At 47.3% G+C, this 18,858-nt stretch carries 15 protein-coding genes; 7 read left to right on the forward strand and 8 right to left on the reverse strand.

The window, feature by feature from the left end; genetic code table 11:
* Positions 1 to 6 precede the first annotated feature (6 nt).
* Together THEBA_RS05640 and lysA are read left to right on the forward strand one after the other, a co-directional pair.
* The gene (locus THEBA_RS05640; RefSeq protein ID WP_014730809.1) at positions 7 to 1,113 is read left to right on the forward strand and encodes an aspartate aminotransferase family protein; all 1,107 of its coding nucleotides are present in this window, start codon (positions 7 to 9) and stop codon (positions 1,111 to 1,113) included.
* Entirely contained in the window at positions 1,106 to 2,233 is a 1,128-nt protein-coding gene (gene lysA / locus THEBA_RS05645; RefSeq protein ID WP_014730810.1) for a diaminopimelate decarboxylase, read from the forward strand. The genes THEBA_RS05640 and lysA overlap by 8 nt, the downstream gene beginning before the upstream one ends.
* Before the next feature lie 155 nt (positions 2,234 to 2,388).
* Here the strand turns inward: lysA and THEBA_RS05650 are convergent, their stop codons facing one another.
* Positions 2,389 to 3,390 carry an alpha/beta fold hydrolase gene (locus tag THEBA_RS05650; RefSeq protein WP_014730811.1) on the reverse strand — a complete coding sequence of 334 codons (1,002 nt, stop codon included), beginning with the start codon at positions 3,388 to 3,390 and terminating at the stop codon, positions 2,389 to 2,391.
* A 396-nt stretch (positions 3,391 to 3,786) separates the two neighbouring features.
* On the opposite strand from THEBA_RS05650, the gene THEBA_RS05660 reads away from it, so the two are divergent.
* Positions 3,787 to 5,001 (forward strand): IS256 family transposase, encoded by a 1,215-nt coding sequence (locus tag THEBA_RS05660; protein ID WP_014730611.1) that lies wholly within the window; start codon positions 3,787 to 3,789, stop codon positions 4,999 to 5,001.
* Positions 5,002 to 5,869: 868 nt separating this feature from the next.
* Here the strand turns inward: THEBA_RS05660 and THEBA_RS05665 are convergent.
* The 5 genes from THEBA_RS05665 to THEBA_RS05690 all read right to left on the reverse strand — a co-directional run bounded on the left by THEBA_RS05665 (position 5,870) and on the right by THEBA_RS05690 (position 12,266).
* On the reverse strand, positions 5,870 to 7,744 hold the full coding sequence (locus THEBA_RS05665; protein ID WP_014730812.1) for an ABC transporter ATP-binding protein: 1,875 nt from the start codon (positions 7,742 to 7,744) through the stop codon (positions 5,870 to 5,872).
* A complete protein-coding gene (locus tag THEBA_RS05670; protein ID WP_014730813.1) occupies positions 7,741 to 9,966 on the reverse strand; it encodes an ABC transporter ATP-binding protein in 2,226 nt (741 codons plus the stop codon). The genes THEBA_RS05665 and THEBA_RS05670 overlap by 4 nt, the downstream gene beginning before the upstream one ends.
* Positions 9,954 to 10,427, reverse strand: coding sequence for a MarR family winged helix-turn-helix transcriptional regulator (locus THEBA_RS05675; RefSeq protein WP_014730814.1), 474 nt, complete (start codon positions 10,425 to 10,427; stop codon positions 9,954 to 9,956). The genes THEBA_RS05670 and THEBA_RS05675 overlap by 13 nt, the downstream gene beginning before the upstream one ends.
* A 1,119-nt stretch (positions 10,428 to 11,546) precedes the next feature.
* Positions 11,547 to 11,984, reverse strand: a complete 438-nt coding sequence (locus THEBA_RS05685; protein ID WP_014730815.1) for a putative toxin-antitoxin system toxin component, PIN family — start codon at positions 11,982 to 11,984, stop codon at positions 11,547 to 11,549.
* A gap of 9 nt (positions 11,985 to 11,993) precedes the next feature.
* Complete coding sequence (locus THEBA_RS05690) at positions 11,994 to 12,266, reverse strand: AbrB/MazE/SpoVT family DNA-binding domain-containing protein (protein ID WP_006486317.1); 273 nt, start codon at positions 12,264 to 12,266, stop codon at positions 11,994 to 11,996.
* Between the two features lie 151 nt (positions 12,267 to 12,417).
* Between THEBA_RS05690 and THEBA_RS05695 the strand changes: the two genes are divergently transcribed.
* Positions 12,418 to 12,825 carry a DUF6922 domain-containing protein gene (locus THEBA_RS05695; protein WP_014730816.1) on the forward strand — a complete coding sequence of 136 codons (408 nt, stop codon included), beginning with the start codon at positions 12,418 to 12,420 and terminating at the stop codon, positions 12,823 to 12,825.
* A complete protein-coding gene (locus THEBA_RS05700; RefSeq protein ID WP_014730817.1) occupies positions 12,789 to 13,433 on the forward strand; it encodes a nucleotidyl transferase AbiEii/AbiGii toxin family protein in 645 nt (214 codons plus the stop codon). Before THEBA_RS05695 ends, THEBA_RS05700 begins: the two co-directional genes overlap by 37 nt.
* Positions 13,434 to 14,356: 923 nt before the next feature.
* On the opposite strand, the gene THEBA_RS05705 is transcribed toward THEBA_RS05700, so the two are convergent.
* Both THEBA_RS05705 and THEBA_RS05710 read right to left on the reverse strand, forming a co-directional pair.
* The gene (locus THEBA_RS05705) at positions 14,357 to 15,349 is read right to left on the reverse strand and encodes an SDR family oxidoreductase (protein WP_014730818.1); all 993 of its coding nucleotides are present in this window, start codon (positions 15,347 to 15,349) and stop codon (positions 14,357 to 14,359) included.
* A complete protein-coding gene (locus tag THEBA_RS05710) occupies positions 15,346 to 15,831 on the reverse strand; it encodes a MarR family winged helix-turn-helix transcriptional regulator (protein WP_006486323.1) in 486 nt (161 codons plus the stop codon). The genes THEBA_RS05705 and THEBA_RS05710 overlap by 4 nt, the downstream gene beginning before the upstream one ends.
* A 121-nt stretch (positions 15,832 to 15,952) precedes the next feature.
* On the opposite strand from THEBA_RS05710, the gene THEBA_RS05715 reads away from it, so the two are divergent.
* Both THEBA_RS05715 and THEBA_RS14655 read left to right on the forward strand, forming a co-directional pair.
* A complete protein-coding gene (locus tag THEBA_RS05715) occupies positions 15,953 to 18,043 on the forward strand; it encodes an efflux RND transporter permease subunit (RefSeq protein ID WP_014730819.1) in 2,091 nt (696 codons plus the stop codon).
* A 610-nt stretch (positions 18,044 to 18,653) separates the two neighbouring features.
* Positions 18,654 to 18,830 carry an IS110 family transposase gene (locus THEBA_RS14655; RefSeq protein ID WP_236609215.1) on the forward strand — a complete coding sequence of 59 codons (177 nt, stop codon included), beginning with the start codon at positions 18,654 to 18,656 and terminating at the stop codon, positions 18,828 to 18,830.
* Positions 18,831 to 18,858 lie beyond the last annotated feature (28 nt).

The raw sequence follows: 18,858 nt of genomic DNA on the forward strand, positions 1-18,858 counted from the left end.
GATGAGATGCTGTCAAACGTTTATTTGCCATTTCCATTGAAGATCCGCAGTGCCCACGGCATCAGAATCGAGACGGATAGTGGCGAGTATCTCGATACCTTTGCCGGAATAGGGGTTCTTGCTTTCGGGCACACGGATAGAAAGACCGTCGAAGCCGTTACTTCAAAGGTTCAGCGGTTCTCCCACACTTCGAATTACTTCCTCGACGAAGACGCGATTTCTCTCAGCAAATTCATCCTCGACTTCTCAAATTCCGAAGGCGAAGTTTACTTCGCTAATTCCGGAACGGAAGCCACAGAGGCCGCTATAAAAGCTGTAAGAAGGCTAAAAAAGGGCAAGCTGATTTCGTTCGAGGGGAACTTCCACGGAAGAACGATGGGTGCTCTGTCCCTAACATACAGCGAGCGGCTTCGCAAACCCTTTGAACCGCTACTTCCAGACGTTCGGTTCATTCCTAAGAGTGTTCAGGATTTTGAAAAGGCAGTATTGTCTGATGAAATTGCCGCGGTCTTCGTGGAGGTCATTCAGGGGAACAGCGGTGTTCACCTATACCCTGCCGAGCTTCTTCAAGCCATAGAGAAGTTGAGAAAAGAGCGAGGTTTCTTGCTCGTAGCAGACGAAATCCAGAGTGGCCTCTGCAGGACGGGAGAGTATTTCGGTTATCAGAACTACGCGATCGAGCCGGACATGATAATACTGGGAAAGGCTGTGGGAGGTGGACTACCCCTGGGGGCCACCGTGTTCAGAGGCGTATCGCCTTTTTATCCCGGAGATCACGGCTCCACATTTGCACCGAATCCAGTCAGCCTCGCAGCAGGGCTCTCCGTTTTGAGTAGAATGGACTCGGCTCTTCTAGAAAGTGTTAGAATATGTGGGGCCCATCTGAAGGAGAATCTGGAGAGACTTCCCTGGGCAAGAGAAGTGAGAGGCATGGGACTCATGATTGGCGTTTCGACCGATAACCCTGAAAGAATAAAGAGCCTCGCGTTTGAAAGGAAGGTTCTTCTAAATGTTACGGCGGGAAGCATAAGGTTCCTTCCGGCGCTGAATATTACGGAAGAAGAGATAGACGAAATAACGGAGCGACTGGATTTTGGAGGACTAAATGATTGATTTTCAGAAACTTGCAAATGAGTTTGGGACACCTCTATACGTATATGATGCGGAAAAGATAAGGAAGAGGATAAAGAAAGCGAAGACCGTTTTCGAGGGTCTCGATGCAGAGATAGTCTTTGCCCTTAAAGCCAACAACAACCCCGCACTTCTCAAGATCATGGCCGAGGAGGAAATCGGAGCCGACGTCGTCTCGAGGGGCGAGCTTCTTGCGTCGAAGATGGCCGGAATGAAGAGAATTCTCTGGAACGGGAACGGCAAAACTCACGAAGACATTACACATTTCGTGAACCAGGGGCTCAACATTGTCTGCATCGACTCGCTTCAGGAGTTGCCGCTCTGGGACGGGGTAAATGTGATCAAGCTCTTGAGAGTAAACCCCGATGTAGATGCCCGTACTCACCCGCATATATCGACAGGCTTGAGGGCCCATAAATTCGGCGTGCCCATAGAAAAGGTCTCGGAAGTTGCCGACAGGATAGATGGAATACATCTTCACATAGGCTCTCAGATTACGGACGTGGAACCCTTCTTCGATGCCTATTCTAAGGCCCTCGATTGTGCAAAGCAATACGGATTCAAGTACATCGATCTTGGTGGAGGCTGGGGAATAGACTACGAAGGAAAAGAACTTGACATAGAAAGACTTCAAAAGGGAATATCCGGAATCTTTGCAGGCTTTGACGGTAAACTGATAGCCGAACTGGGAAGATTCATCATAGGTCCGGCCGGCTATCTGGTCACCAAAGTAGTAAGCGTCAAGCCTTCGGAAAAGATATTTATTGTCACCGACGCTGGAATGAACGCCTTGATAAGACCAGTGCTGTATGATGCCCATCACAGAATTCAGGTCCTCGCAAGCACAAAAAAGACCGTCACTGCCGATGTGGTCGGCCCGCTGTGTGAAAGCGGTGACATCCTTGCCAGGGGTCGAAAGCTCGAAGTACCGATTCCCGGAACCGCAATAGTCTTGGAGAATGCCGGCGCATATGGATTCTCAATGGCAAACAACTACAACGGAATGCCCTTCCCTGCGGAAGTGCTCGTGGACGGAGAAGAGGTCAAGCTCATTCGCCGCAGACAGAGCATTGAGGAACTATTCACTAACGTAAAGATGTGAAGATCGAGATCCGCCCTTTCGATAAATCGCTGAATCAAACGAAAGCTCGTGATTCATTGGGTAGAGACTCAGATAAAGAAAAGCAAAAAGAGGGACTGATTCATTTCTTTTGTCCCTCTTTTTTGGTGACTTATCGTGCTTTCGAAGAACGATTTTTACAGTGTCTTGCTAAACCAATCTACAGTGGCTTCTATTAGCTGATTGAATGCGGTCATATCTCCGGTGAATATATTGAAGGTGTGGTCTGCGCCCTCGATTATAAGAACCTTCGATTTCTCATTTCTTGATGCATCGACGATTCTCTGCGCATTCACGGGATCGACTACTGTGTCTTCTGAACCATTGATAGCAAGCACCGGTGCACTTGAGTTAGAGAAGACCTGCAAGACGTCCGTTCCGTAGGCCTCGTCGAACCACTGAAGTCCCAGTTTAAGAGGGCTTCTCCACTCAAAGGTCAGCTCATAGTAACCATTCTGCTTCGCAATTTCGTAAGCTTCTAAGCTTCCAACGCCTGACAGGTCAGGAGCGCCAGCCCAGCAGAGAACAGACTTGTAAGCGGGATTCTGTCCTGCCGCAAGCAAAGCGATCGTTCCACCCTGGCTCCAGCCCATTATCCCAGCCCGATGACCGTCCACTCTTGGAAGACTTGCCGCGTAAGCGAACGCGATGTTCGTGTCGTCTACGGCTGAAGTGAAATTGTAGTTAATGTAGTCGGCAGTACTCTCGCCGTTCCCAATGAAGTCAAAGCGAACACTCGCAATACCGGCCTTTGCAAGCGCTGGAGCTGCCAGCAGGTAACCACCACCGGCCTCGTTCTTATCAGAGCCTGTTCCATGAAGCATAACAACTAACGGAAATGGACCGTCACCGTTGGGTATGCAGATAACAGCGGGAATCTCATGATCGATATTGGGAATCATGACGGATATTTCCGTATAGGCTTCAGGAATCTTCAAGACCGTTCCCACCTGAAGTGCAAACTCATCAGTGATTCCGTTAAGTTCGGCAATTTCCTTCCAGTCGACACCATACGCCTTTGCGATCTCCCATAGAGTATCTCCCTTTACAACAGTGTACTCGCTTCCGGCTGCGAAAAGCATACCGCCAAGAAGCACAATCAAAAGAACAACTAGAGAAGCTCTCCTCGTAACTTTCAACGCTCTCACCCCTCAAAAAAGATATGGTTTCATTTTTAGTATACACCCGCTTTGTTGCCGGACTGATAATAAGCTCCTCTTGAAAACGCTCCTGCAAGAAGAGAGAAGAAGAGAGAGAAAGAGAGGGAGAGAAGAGAGAGAGAGAAGAGAGGGAGAAGAGAGAAAGAGAGAGAATGAAGACATGCGAGAAGTCTCGTCTTCTCGTGAGCGAAGCGAACGTCTCAAATGTGTTCTTTCTCAGCTTTTCCAAGCGTACAGCAGTTGTTTGAGCGAGATCCCGTACAGGATCACTACGGGATGACAGAAGAGGAGCTCGTCCGGGCAGACTCTATGGAGTATGTAAAGAAGATTGTGTAAACCCTCTAGAATGGAAGAGAAGATTGGAGGGAAAAGAAGATGAAATTTGACAGAGAAAAGATCAAGTCGTTAATCGAGAAGAATGGATTTGAAAACGTTGGAGATGTTCAAGAGGCAATGAAGGAATTGTTTGGTGACGTAATCAAAGAAATGCTTGAAGGAGAACTGGAAGATGAGCTTGGATATTCGAAGCATGACTACAAGAACAAAGAGACTGACAATTCCAGGAATGGACATAGCAAGAAGACAGTTAGGAGCGATTACGGAGAAATAGAACTTGAGATACCAAGAGACAGGAAAGGTGAATTTGAACCGGTTGTTGTGAAGAAACACCAGAGGGACATTTCTGGTATAGAGGATCAGATAATCTCCATGTATGCAAGGGGAATGACAGTAAGAGATATTCAGAGTCATATAGAGGATATCTACGGTTCCAGATTGTCTGCAGAGAGCGTAAGCAGGATAACGGACAAGATACTGCCACTGGTCTCCGAATGGAGAAACAGACCATTAGAATCTGCGTATGCGATAGTCTACATGGATGCCGTATTCTTCAGGGTCGTTGAAAGCAACCAGGTAAGGAAGAAAGCACTCTATATAGCCTTAGGAGTATCCCTAAATGGCCACAAAGACATTCTAGGCATGTGGATAAGTGAAACAGAAGGAGCAAGCTACTGGCTAAGCATTCTCAACGAATTGAAGAATCGCGGGGTTGAAGACGTGGCAATCTTCTCAATAGATGCATTAAGCGGAATGGAAGAAGCCATAGAGGCTGTATATCCATTCTCAGAGGTTCAGAAGTGCATAGTTCACCAGATAAGAAACACCATGAGATATGTTACCTGGAGGGATCGTAGACCTCTAGCACGCGATCTCAAGACAATTTATCAGGCACCTACAAGAGAGGCAGGATGGAATGCATTGCTTGCACTAGAAGAGAAGTGGGGCGACAAATACCACTTGTCAATAAAAAGCTGGAAAGATAACTGGGAAACTCTCTCAACCTTCTTTCAATATCCAGAGGAACTGAGAAGATTGGTTTATACAACTAATCCCATTGAATCAGTTAATAGACAACTCAGGAAGGTGACGAAGAACAAAGGAGTCTTTCCAACAGACAATTCTCTCTTAAAGATGGCTTATCTAGCAATAATGAACATAACAAAGAAATGGACAGTAAGAACTCTTGATTGGTCCAGGATCCTTACTCAACTTGTGATAAAGTATGAAAGATTAGCTAAGTACATAAGCTGATTCTTAAACCCATTACAAAAAAGGGGTTTACACAAAAAAAGAGACAGAACCACTCTATGGGATGAAAGTCCTTCAAGTCATCCTGACAATGCTCCTGGTCACGATCCCGGTCTTTCGCAAAAACGGGACCTTAGGAACATTTGGGAACCAGTCTGCTAACGCAGGCAAGTCAGGCTACGCCTGGCCAGTCTCGCCTTCGGCGAGGCCAGTTCCGACTGCGTCGGTCATAAGAGCCGGTCCTTAGTTACACAGTCAGCAGTGAACTGCCTTTCACAGCGACCAGCGGGTCTTCGTACTTAAGCGCAGAGCGGGTCTTAGAACGGGATGCTGAAACAAGTTCAGCATGACTGAATGCGGCGTTTCCGAGGTGACCTCACACTGTCATCCCGAACTTGTTTCGGGATCCGGTTTTGATCTTGTCAGCGCATAGCGGGTTCTTGTTCCTAAGCGTCCGTCGGCTTTTTGATGGGAGATCCCGCACAGGAGCGCTGCGGGATGACAAAGTGAGTGGATTCAGGGCGAACTTCACGGAATGACAGCATGGGGGAATCACGGGATGACACCCCTAAACGTCATCCTGACAATGCTCCTGGTCAGGATCCCTGTCCCTCGCGAAAAAGGGACAGACCACAGGATCCGGTCAGTCCCTTTTTTCGCTTACAGCGATTAGCGGTCTTCGTACTTAAGCACAGAGCGGTTCTTAGAACGGGATGCTGAACGAAGTTCATGACAGGATGTGGAGTTCTCTAGCAAAAATCGCGTACAGACATTAAGAGATTTGTCAGTCCCTATTTTCTCGTGAAGATAGAAAAAGGCGGGCTTAAGGCCCGCCATATTCGTTAATGTTGCGATTTTGTCTTTCTCTTGCTTATACGGCCTCCACGAAGTCGCTTTCAAACTGACTCGCGTAAAGTTCTGCATAGAAGCCGCCTCGCTCAAGTAGTTCTTCGTGAGTTCCCTGTTCAACGATGTCGCCTTCGTTCATTACGAGTATGAGATCGGCATCTCTTATCGTTGAAAGTCTGTGGGCTATGATGAAGCTGGTCCTGTCTTTCATCAAGTTTGCCATGGCTTTCTGTATAAGGGCTTCCGTTCTTGTGTCGACTGAACTGGTCGCTTCGTCTAGTATAAGAACTTTCGGATCTGCCAGTATTGCCCGGGCAATGGTTATTAGCTGCTTTTGACCCTGCGAGATGTTTGTCTGCTCTTCGTTCAGTACGAGGTTGTATCCGTCCGGGAGGGTATGGATAAAGGAGTCGACATGAGCCGCCTTAGCCGCTGCAAGAACTTCTTCATCGGTTGCGTCGAGCCTTCCGTATTTGATGTTGTCCCAGACACTGGCGTTGTAAAGCCAGGTGTCTTGGAGGACCATTCCGAAGTTTTCCCTCAGGTCGTGTCGGGTGTATTCTTTTATGTTATGTCCGTCCAGAAGTATCTCTCCGGAGTTGACATCATAGAAGCGCATCAGGAGTTTGACTATGGTCGTCTTCCCCGCTCCCGTGGGGCCGACGATGGCAATGTTGTGGCCCTTGTCAACTTCGCAGGAGAAATCTTTTATGATTATCTTTTCCGGGTCGTAGCCAAATCTGACGTTCTTGAACTCGACATGGCCGTGATGATCGACTCCTCTGACAGGATCGGAAGTCTCGGCAACTTCCTCTTCTTCTTCCAGGAATTCGAAGACTCTCTCCGCTGCAGCTGCCGTCTGCTGGAAGACGTTCATGATATTTGCGATTTGCGCGATGGGCTGAGTGAACGACCTTACGTACTGTATAAAGGCCTGGATGTCGCCGACTGTGATCATCTTTCTGACGGCAAACCAGCCGCCTACTATGGTTATGAGGACGTATCCAAGGTTTCCCACGAATGTCATTATGGGCATCATCATGCCGGAGAGAAACTGTGATTTCCAGGCGGAGTCGTATAATTCGGCGTTGAGCTTGTCGAAGGTTTGTATGCTTTTTTCCTCTCCGTTGAAAGCCTTTACAACGACGTGGCCTCCGTACATCTCCTCAATGTGGCCGTTTACCTTTCCGAGGTACTGTTGCTGCTTCTTGAAGTATCTCTGGGAAAGCCTGACCACAAAGGTGATGAGCCCCATAGAAACAGGTAGCATTAGCAAGGCTATAAGTGTTAGCTGCCAGCTTATCGAGAACATCATTATGGTGACGCCGACAACTGTCGTGACGGATGTTATGATCTGGCTCAGACTCTGGTTTAGCGTTCTACTTATGGTGTCGACGTCGTTTGTTACCCTTGACAGGACGTCTCCCTGGGAACTCTTGTCAAAGTATTTCAGGGGAAGCCTGTTTATCTTCTGGGAGATTTCCTGCCTGAATTTGTATGTGACCTTCGCGGATATACCCGACATTATCCATCCCTGGATGTACATAAACAGGGCGCTGAGCACGTACAGTCCGAGAAGAATAAGCATTGTTCTAGCGATCGATTCGAAGTTTATTCCTTCGCCGGTCCCGGTGATTTTGGCCATGATTCCCTCGAATACTTCAGTTGTCACCGTCCCGAGTATCTTCGGCCCCATTATGGAGAAGAGGGCGCCGGCCGCCGCAAAACAGAGCACTACGATTATCAGGATCTGGTACTTCCTAAGATATTGAAAGAGTTTCCTCAATGTCCCTCGAAAATCTTTGGCCTTCTCTCCTCCGCGCATCATACCGGGGCCCATTGGACCGCCGTGACGACCTTGATGGCCTCTTCCGTGTACTCTACTATCCTTGCTCATGCTAATTCCGCCTCTGAAAGCTGTGATTGTGCAATTTCTCTGTAAATCTGACAGCTTTTCATCAGTTCGTGGTGTTTGCCGATTCCAACAAGATTGCCCTCGTCAAGAACGAGTATCTGATCGGCGTTCTTTATCGTCGCAATTCTCTGGCCAACAATTATCATCGTGCTGTCCCCCGTTTCCCTTTTGAGCTTTCTCCTGAGCGCCGCGTCCGTCTTAAAGTCGAGGGCCGAGAAGCTATCATCGAAGAGGAGTATCTTCGGCCTCTTCAGAAGCGCCCTGGCTATGGAGAGTCTCTGCTTCTGGCCTCCAGACACGTTTGTCCCGCCCTGGGATATGGGCGAGTCAAACCCTTCTTCCTTCGCCCTTATGAATTCGAGGGCCTGTGCGATCTCGGCAGCCCTTTTGATTTCTTCATCAGAGGCATTCTCATTGGCGTATCTGAGGTTCGATTCAATAGTTCCGCTGAAGAGGATGCCCTTCTGGGGGACGTAGCCTATCTTTTCTCTAAGCTCATGTTGATTTACTTCCCGGATGTCAATTCCGTCTACCAGCACTTGACCGCCACAGACATCGTAGAACCTCGGTATCATGTTCAGAAGCGTAGATTTCCCCGAGCCGGTCGAGCCTATGATCGCAGTGGTCTGTCCCGGCAGGGCCGTGAAGCTTATGTCGTTCAAGATGTTTTTCTCGGCACCAGGGAAGCGGTAGCAGACGTTCTTGAATTCGACAGTTCCCTTGAAATCACTACCAAATTTCTTCGGGTTTTTAGGGTCTTTTATCTGGGGGTCGACTTCGAGGATCTCGGAGACTCTGGCAGCTGAGACAGAGGCCCTTGGGATCATTATGAACATCATTGTAAACATGAGAAAGGCGAATATGATCAACATGGCGTACTGGATATAGGCCATCATATCTCCGACCTGCATAGTTGAGGCCTCTATCTGGTGTGCGCCCACCCAGACGATGAGCAGCATAGTACCGTTCATCACAAACATCATGGCCGGCATCATCACTACCATCACCCGGTGAACAAAGAGATCGGTTCTTGTCAAGTCCTTGTTCACGGCGTCGAATCTCTCTTCTTCAAACTCCTGGGCATTGAAAGCCCTGACGACCATGAGACCGGAAAGATGTTCCCTTGTAACCAGGTTCAGCCTGTCTATAAGCTTTTGTATCTTCTTGAATTTCGGCAAAGCTATGGCGAACACGATTCCAATCAGGCCAAGCATTATGATGACGGCAAGTGCAATGATCCAGGACATGGAAGTACTCTTCTCAAGAGCCCTTATGATTCCTCCGACACCGATGATCGGGGCGTAGAAAGCCATTCTGATTATGAGAACAATCACGAGCTGGATCTGAGTTATATCGTTTGTTGTTCTAGTGATGAGCGAAGCCGTAGAAAACCTGGCAAATTCAGAGTTTGAGAAGTTCTCGACCTTCTCGAAAACGTCTCTTCTCATCCTTCTGGCCGAGGCGGCTGCTATCTTCGAAGCGATGAAGGCAACCATGATTGTCGACAGCGTGCTCAGCAGAGTCACGAGAACCATGACCAAGCCCGTGCTAAGCACGTAGTCGCTCTGCAGCTTAGTAGTGTCCACGCCAAGCTCTTCGTAGATTTCCTTCACGACAAGAGCAGCCGACTGGCTCACGACGTTTTCACCCATGACTTCGACCATGCTGTCGATCTGATTTAGCATTTCAAGCCTCTGAGCCTCGGGCATCAGCCTCATAAGGAGGAATACGTTTGCCCCCTCGGGGATCTTGAAACCCTCAGGAGGCGCGAAGCTACCGTTTGACCCAGTCATGCCGTTCTTGACTCCGGAGTAAGCCATGAGGGCCTTACCGAAGATCAGACTGAGGGCCTGCCGGTCTTCAATCTCACCGGGTTTTAGGACATAGACATCTTTGCTCTCCAACGCAGGGTACTTCTTGAGGTTTTCTTCGTAAGTGGCGGAGTCTTTGGTTATGAGATCGTAGTGGCTCAGAACTTTTTGCCTATCTTCTCCGCTCATGAACAGCGAGACGTTATCAAAAGCCTCTTTGCTAATGGCCTCCGGGACTGCGTCTTCGATACCGCCCTGCTGGATTCCGACATTTACGATATTCGACATGTAATCTGGAAGAGCCAATTCCGCCATCGCCTGAACGAAGAGCAGCGCCACCGCGACAATGATGAAGACAGTGTAGGGTTTAAGGTACCGAATCAGCTTGAGCATCGGCTTCGTCCCCTCTCTCTGGGTTCTTGCGACTCTTCAAGTATCTTCTCCAGCTTTTCGAGCCCTCGAATGATGGACTCAACGTCTTCTTCTGTCATGGTTGACAATGCTTTTCTCATCTTTTGCGCAAAGGCATTGAGGCCTTTCTTAACTGGTTGGCGGTACTCGTCCGCAAGACTTATCATCACGATTCGCCTATCTTCTTCACTTCTCTTTCTTTGGACGATCTTCTTTTCGACGAGCCTGTCGATTATCCCAGACACCGTGCTATTTGAAAGATCGAGTTCTTTACTTATGTCGCTTACCTTCATATCGCCATAATGGTTCAGCACTCTCATAACAAGAATCTGTGATTGGGTCACGCCCATCTTTTTGAAATCACTTTCGAAATTCTGCTTTACAACCGACATTATCCTCTTGACAAGCGTAAGCATCTCTTGTATTCTAGAGCTTTCCTCCAACAAAACCACCTTCTATGCACATCATTCGAACTTTCGCATACGAATACTTAGACTTCGAATATTTCGTACACGAAATATATTCTACAGTAAAAGTATAGATGTGTTTATGACGAAAAAAATAGAAGTCGTAAACTTTGTGGAACAAACTAGATTTTCGGCTTCTAAGAAGTGATTTATAGGGCCTGGCAGAAGCGAGATCCGTGCAGAGTCTGGAAAAGGAAGATCCCGTACAGGAGCACTGCGGGATGACAGTTGGAGAGTCTTGAACAGGTCGTTTTCAGGGCAGGCTCTACGAGATGACAATTTCAGATGATTGTGGAGTTCTCTTGTAGGGGCGAACGGCCGTTCGCCCGAAAAAGGTCCTGGTTGGAATCTCTGCCTTTTACGCGGAAAAAAGACATACTATAGGAGTCGGTCAGTCTCTATTTTCGCTTACAGCGATTAGCGGGTCTTCGTACTTAAGCGCGTAGCGGTTCTTAGAACGGGATGCTGAAACAGGTTCAGCATGACAATTTCAGATGATTGTGCAGTTCTCTTGTAGGGGCGAACGGCCGTTCGCCCGAAAAAGGTCCTGGTTGGAACCTCTGCCTTTTACGCGAAAAAAACATACTATAGGAGTCGGTCAGTCCCTATTTTTCGCTCGCAGCGTTCAGCGCTTCTTTGATCGGGATCCCGTTTTGATCCTCTCGGTGGACGGAGGACCGTTGACGGACAACATTGTCTTGACAGCGTTCAGCGGGTTTCGGTTCTTAAGCGTACAGCAGTTCTTTGGGAGAGATCCCGCACAGGAGCGCTGCGGGATGACAAAGTGACTGGATTTAGGGGCAGACTTTCCCTTCACGTCATCCTGACAACGCTCCTGGTCAGGATCCCTGCGCCTCGCGACATTTCCGAAGTGACCTAACATTGTCATCCCGAACTTGTTTTGGGATCCCGTTTTGATCCTCTCGAAGGACGGTGGACCGTTGACGGACAACGTTGTCTTCAGAGCAATCAGCCTTACTTAACAAGCGCATCTTGTAATAACCAATGGGAGACTATGTTGAAGCGCAGAGTCATGAGACTGATTGTCTCATTCTTTCTGTTTGAATGACCAAAATTGTTGTGCCTGCCATTTGCTTATGAATCATTTTGAAAGGACGCGAATGTTCTAAGAAATTCCGCGGGCGTAACTATTGCAGTTCCTTCGAATTTCTCGACATCAAGCAGGTGATGATCTCCAGATACAATGTATTTTGCGCCTGCCTGAACCGCGCATGAAATGAACTTGGTATCATCAGGGTCTTCGATGGCGATTGAGATATCTTCAGATGAGTCAACTACTATCGAGCTATTCCTCAAGTAAGATACTAATCTGTTTAACTCATCTTCATTGATTCCGGTGATGCGGAACATTCTACGACGCGACAGGACATTAATAAGCTCCTGAAGAGTCTCTTCAGAAAAAACTAGATCAAAAGCGCCCTCTCTCCAGAGATCAAGGATTTTTGCAGGAGAACCCTTGCTAGATATGATCGCAGATATTAGAACATTGGTGTCAAGTACGACTCTTTCCATTTCTTTGACTCACTTATCTCTTCTTGACTCCTCTAATGCTTCGCGGATTTCTTCTTCAATTTCCTCTTCAGTCAAAGACTCAGCATTGGTTCTCACTCTCTGAACTAACTGAAAAAAATCTGACTTTGCCCTCTCCTTGTTGATCACTGCAACAGGCGTAAGAACAATTCTTCCTTCTTCCACTTCGACCTGTACATAGTCGCCTTCCTTCAATCCAAGAGAGTCGAATATCTGTTTTGGTATCGTGACCTGTCTACTTCTTCCCGCTTTAACTAATTCCATATAATCACCTTTCATAATATTACTATATTAGTATTATTATATCATCTGACAATTGTACACCGAAAATGTGACCCAAGGAACTAGTTAGCCCCTGTGTTTGTCTTTCAATGACTAGCAATGAAAGAGAATAGAAATGCTGAAAGAGGTTCAGATGGCAAAGCGACCTGCTTTTGACGTTAAGGTGAATGGGTTCTTCGTGTATAACGGTCAGAGGCTATTCATAAGAAGCAAGGTATGCCAGGCTTCAAATGATAAAATTGATAAGGTGAAGTATATGGCTCTGAAGCTAAGGAGCACGTGTTTCTGGGATGTGGATATCAAAAAAATGGACAAGGAGAAGGACAAGTTCTTCATTATCTCGAGGATTCTGGAATATGGGACGATGGAGGATGTTGTAAGTCTTCTTTCTGAATATGATTCTGAAGAGATTGCTGAGGTTGTCAAGAGAAGCAGGATAATCGGGAGGGCGACCGCCAATTTCTGGGGTCTTATTCTAAGTATTCCTAGATCGGAGATAACTAGATGCTTAGAACCGGAAGACTTTCATCTCAGACGGTAAATCTTCTAGATACTCTTCAAAATAAACTGCCGAATTTTTACCTTGCAGGCGATACAGCTCTGGCTATGCACTATGAACACCGTGTGAGTTTCGATCTGGATTTCTTCTCAGCTGAGTCTTACAGGCCTGAAGTGCTTCTCGAGTATTTGAAGCAGTTTGGTGTTTCAGTGGAGAATGTGAGGATTCAGACAGGTAACCTTGAAGCTGAGATTGAGGGTGTCCGAGCAAGCTCCTTTGAATACCATTATGCGCTAGTTGAACCTTTGGAGAAGTATAAGTCACTGGATGTGGCATCGGTAATCGATATCGCCGCCATGAAGCTTAGCGCTATCGCAGCAAGAGCAGAGAAGAAGGATTATTTCGATCTCGCGGAAATCCTGAAGAGAGAGCCCTCGAAGAAAGTACTTCAAGCTTTTATCAAGAAGTATGGTAGAGAAGTTGATCTTTACCATATAATAAGGGCTGTAACTTTTTTCGATGATGTGGAGGCCTCCCCCGATCCATTTGGAGCAGTCTTGACGTGGAAAGAAGTGAAAGAATTTCTGGAAGCGAAAAACAAAGAGCTATTCGATGTAGCGAAGACTTTAGTTAGGCTCGATCAAGATTAGGCATTTACCTAGCATGAGCTTTGTTTCTTGCGTTCAGCAATCAGTTCTTTGTTTCAGAGCCAGGATTTTGCTCCTAGCTTAATAAATGCAGATTCAAGTACCATTTTGCCAATTGCAGCACGCAAGGTATAAAAAAAGTTTAGCTATTTTTTACGTAGGCTCCGATTCGCTCCGTGGAGTCAAATATCCGGGGAACTGAGCCTCGCTGCCGCGAGGAAGTGATGCAGCTTCGCAGCAAGCCTATGAGGTAAACGGTAAACCGTCCACCGACAAGAACGAAAACCCGGATCTTGGGTTTAGAAAGAGCGAGATCCCGTGCAAGACCCCTGTACAGAGACCCCAAACACGAGCACTTTGGGTAGGCTAATCAGGGCAGGCTTTACGGGATGACAATTTCAGATGATTGTGCAGTTCTCTTGTAGGGGCGAACGGCCGTTCGCCCGAAAAAGGTCCTGGTTGGAAGCTCTGCCTTTTACGCGAAAAAAAGACATACTATAGGAGTCGGTCAGTCTCTATTTTCGCTTACAGCGATTAGCGGGTCTTCGTACTTAAGCGCATAGCGGTTCTTAGAACGGGATGCTGAAACAAGTTCAGCATGACTGAATGCGGCGTTTCCGAAGTGACCTCACACTGTCATCCCCGCGAAAAAGGGACAGACCACAGGACCCGGTCAGTCCCTTTTCACTCTCTCCTTCTCGTGAGCGCAACGAACGTCTCAAATACGATCTTTCTCGGCTGTTCAAGGCCTTCAGCGTCTAACGGCTTTTTGATCGAGAGGCTGAAAGACGTTAAGTATGAGATGTTAATGGATGCTGCAAATGATATTCACAGACATTTTTTTCCGAATGAGCTGCGTGATTCTATTTTAGTTAGATTGCCACTTGCCAGATGAAAAGGGTTTACATCGGACGGTGAGAGTCTAGCTATGATTGCAGTTTGATCGTGCCGTATCCGGATAGCCATTCGACGGCGTCCCTCAGGGATTCCGAGACTCTCCTTGGATTGTGGCCCAATACTTTCGAGGCTTTTTCGTGAGAATACTTGTAATTCCTGGTGAGTGTGTGGACCGTATACGGAGTGAAACAGGCCTTCGTTTTTGAGATCATGTAATAGAGTGTACTAAAGGCCGAAAGCACATAGGCGCTAGTGCTTTTCAAGAAGGTGCCGATTCTCTTTTTGCCTGTTATCTGGTGAAGGATGTCCGTAAGCTCCTGTATCGAGACGCTCTCTCCGCCGATAATGTAGACTTCGCCTGGCTTTGCCTTCACGGAGGCCTCTATTTCAGAATGGACGACATCACGGACATCTACGAAATCGAAGGATCCGTCGACGCCAACTCTAAGCCTACCGGAGGCGAAGAGCCTTATCATGTTGCCCATCTCTGAAAGCTTGTAATCGAATGGCCCTATGATCCCTGTCGGGCAGAGTACAACGGCGTTCAGGCCTTCTCTGGCGGCCGTCAATACATTCAGCACGGCTTCTGCCTTGGATTTACCGTAGACGCCGCTAGTACGCGCTGGGTTGAATGGGACGTTTTCATCTATCACGCTACCCGGTTCAAGCTCAGTAAAGGCATGTATCGAGCTTGTGTAGATCATCCTTTCGACTTTCTGCTTCTTGCATGCGCGGATTACGTTTTCTGTGCCGCCGACATTTACACTTTGAACCCGCTTTTTATCTGTAGGCATAATGGATATGAGCGCCGCCAAATGATAGACCGTGTCGATTCCTTCGCAGGCTTCTATCACAAAGTCTCTGTCGCGGACATCGCCTCGGAGGACAGTTACACCCTCCAGCTCTATCATAGAGGTATCTTCTCCAGGGAGAGCAACTGCCCTCACGCTTTCACCTCTGCTGACAAGCTCTCTGACGAGAACGTTACCAACGTGTCCGGTGGAACCGGTTACCAGTATCATGACTTATCAGGTTTGCCCCCTTCATCGGAACTGACTAGTTCTTCGTCTATAACAATCCGGGTTATTCTTTCAAATCCGTCAGTGATTATCGCCAGGTCTTCCGCACCGACTTTTCTTATAAACGTTGAGATAAGTCTGGAGAAGTTCTTTAAAAAGCTTTCAAAGAAAGCCTTACCGCGTTCAGTAAGTGTAATCATGATGACCCTTCTGTCTTCTTCAGAACGGATACGGGCGAGATAGCCTTTGCTCTCCATATCGTCAACGAGGACGGTGACATTGCTCTTTGTCATCGAGTATTCCTTTGCAAGTGAGGACATGCTCTGGGGCCCCTTCAGTGCAACGAACAAAAGAATGTAGAGCTCTATTGTCTTCATCTCTTCGGCCTCAACGTTTAAGGAAAAGAACTTCGTGAAGTTCCTTACAAGGTCGAACACCGCTTCCAGTATCTTGTCCGGGCCTAACTCTTTGGTTCTTACAGTCATTCCACACCTCCAACGAGATAATTATAACAGTTTAACTGCTGAACTATCAACATCTTTTACTGTACATATACATTACTTTCCAAGAAATAGTAGTAAAATTTTGTAAAGGGGGCAATCCACTATGATAAATCGAAGGATCTCTATCTTTATAATAGCCTTGTTTGCCGTCGTTACGGTAGTGATGGGGCTCTTCATTCTTAGAGTTGAAATAAACGTTTCCAGCGAATTCCTTCTCCCAGAGAAATCTCCCTCTAGAGAAAACATGAGAATGATGGAGGATCTATTCGGGAGGGAAAAGCAGATTATTATTGTGGTCAAGACGGACGGTCTTTTCGAGGAAGAGAACTCACTCAGGATTTACGATTTCCTCCAGAAGCTCTCTATGATCGAGGGAGTAGTCAGTTACAACTCTTATCAGGATGCTGCGAAGGTCAGTTTGATCGGCGGGACGAATGTCGAGCCTTATTTTGAGAACGGAGTTGCGAAGGAGAACGCGCGCGAGATACTGCAAAACCCGCTCTACCTCGATAACCTTCTTGACGAGAACGGTGAAGTCGCGCTGATTCCAATAAACGTAACTGAGAATGCCGATGTGAATGCGATCCTGGAAACTGCGGGTGAATCTTTTGAGGGAATGGAGTTCTACGCCAGTGGGGAGCCTATTATCGATGAAGAACTTTATGGTTCCATATTATCGCTTCTGGTAGTATATCCCCCCATCCTCTTCGGATTAATCTGCTTCATCTACTTCCTGAGGCTCGGAAGTGTGCGGGCGGCAATCATTCCCTCGATTCTTTCCATTGTCGCGGCTGTTTGGACCTACGGCTTCGGCGTGATGATAGGTTTGAATATAAACATTCTGACTTCAACTGCGGGCCTTTTCATAATTATAATCTCATCGTCTTATGGGCTGCACTTCATAGATAGGTACATCACAAACAGGAGATTTCTCGAAAGGAGCAGTGCGCTTAAGCGGACCGTGCGCGAGGAGCTGATACCAGTTTTTCTCTCGGCGCTTACAACGGCCGTAGGTTTTCTTACATTTTTAGTTAGCAGTCTAGAAGCTTTCCGGCAACTGGGGATAATGGTCTCTCTCGGGATAATGGTGAGTTCGGTGCTCGTACTCATAGCGCTTCCCGCCGTGCTCGTTTTCGTCGATCTGCCTGCGGTAAAAAGAAAGTTAAGGCTTAGGGCTCCAACACGAGAAGTCGCAAAGAACATCGACACAGTGGTGCTCGTAGTAATACTCGTCTTTGCAGTCGTCTCGCCTTTTCTGATTTCGAAAATCGATCGGAACTTCGACCAGTACGATTACTTCAAGAAGAGCTCGTCGATCGTCAAATCTGCCGAGACGATAAAAGAGGAGTTCGGTTGGAACATGCCCTTTTACGTTATCCTGAATAAGAACGGCCTCTTTACGGGCGCCGATGCTTCGGTCTTGTCTAAGCTCATTGTCGAAATAAACGAGCTCGAAGAGGTCAGGGGAGTTTCATCTATAATGGATGTTTCAAGCGCTTTCGGTATTCCGCTTCCGATACTTCAGATAGCGGCTCGCAACGGCGATCTGCCCGTCGAGCAATATATGGTTGGGAATTCAATACGGTTGCTGGTAAAGACTCCCAATACCGATGCGGTTAACTCACAGCGTTTAGAAAACGAGCTAAAAGAAATACTGGAGGACTATCCACAGTATTCTCCATACGTAGCGTCGCCACTGTTAATCATATCCGGTGTTAATAACGAGATACTTAGCAGTCAGGTCACCACAATTATCTGGGCCTTAGTAGTCATCACTCTGCTGCTTATTATCGTTTTCAGGTCTTTCAAGCTGGCACTTGTGTCGGTTCTTCCGATAGCCCTGTCGGTATTCTTCAACTTCTCTTATATGTCGATACTGGGCATAAAGCTAGAAATCTCTACAGCAATCGTTGCTGGAGTACTTCTGGGAATGACAATAGATTACGCAATCCATTTGATCAACAGATTCATGGACACCAAAGACATCTACAGGGCGAGAGAGGAAGTCAGACCAGCGATACTCTCAAACACGATAGCTCTCGCTGCGGGATTCGCCTCGCTCCTGTTTGCACCGTTGAGACTCTTCTCTGGACTCGGACTTCTGCTTGCGATCGGAATGCTTACCGGAGCCATAGTAACTCTCACGATAATACCAAAAATCGTCAGCAAATGGAAGATGTCCACTCATTCATAACTCGCTTATAAAGAGATAGAAAAGTCTGTCCGAGCCTTTGACAGAGGCCTGTCATCCCGTAATGCTCCTGTACGGGATCTCCCATCAAAGACTCGCTTTTCGCTGAACGCTAATCGCTGTAAGCGAAAATAGGGACTGACCGGATCGTGTGGTCTGTCCCTTTTTCGCGAGGGATAGGGATCCTGACCAGGAGCATTGTCAGGATGACGTTTAAGGGTGCCATCCCGTGATTCCCCCTTGCTGTCATCCCGTAGTGCTCCTATACGGGATCTCCCATCAAAGACCCGCTTTACGCTGATCGCTAATCGCTGCGAGCGAAAAATAGGGACTGACCGGCTCCTATGGTCTGTTGTAGATATATAAGCTATGACTTGAATTCTAAGGAATGATTTAACTACAATGATGGTGGCAGTCAGGGAGAAGGTAGAGACTTCATGTCTATCAGCCTTCCTTATGAAGGAAGAGCTACGTAGGGACAGCACTTGCTTTCTTCCTGGGAGTACTTCAGGTTCAATGATAAGTTCATCCGGGGAAAGATCCTCAGGAACGCTACAACAGGGAAATCGGTACTCGTAGACTGCTAATCCATTTATTGCGAGGTGTTGGTGAGATGAAAGAGCAAAGCGGTATGATCGTAGGTATTGACTGGTCAGCTGACTCCCATACTTGCTATGACCTCAAGGCTGATAAGAGTTTCAAGATCCCAGACTCTGTTAAAGGTTATGAAAGACTGCTGAACGATTATCCAGAGGCAGTTTTCGTGATCGAAGAAGCAACAACAGGATAGGAGACTACCTTCTCACTAACAAGAGAGA

Origin of the sequence: Mesotoga prima MesG1.Ag.4.2 (assembly GCF_000147715.2) — a bacterium.
Lineage (GTDB): Bacteria > Thermotogota > Thermotogae > Petrotogales > Kosmotogaceae > Mesotoga > Mesotoga prima.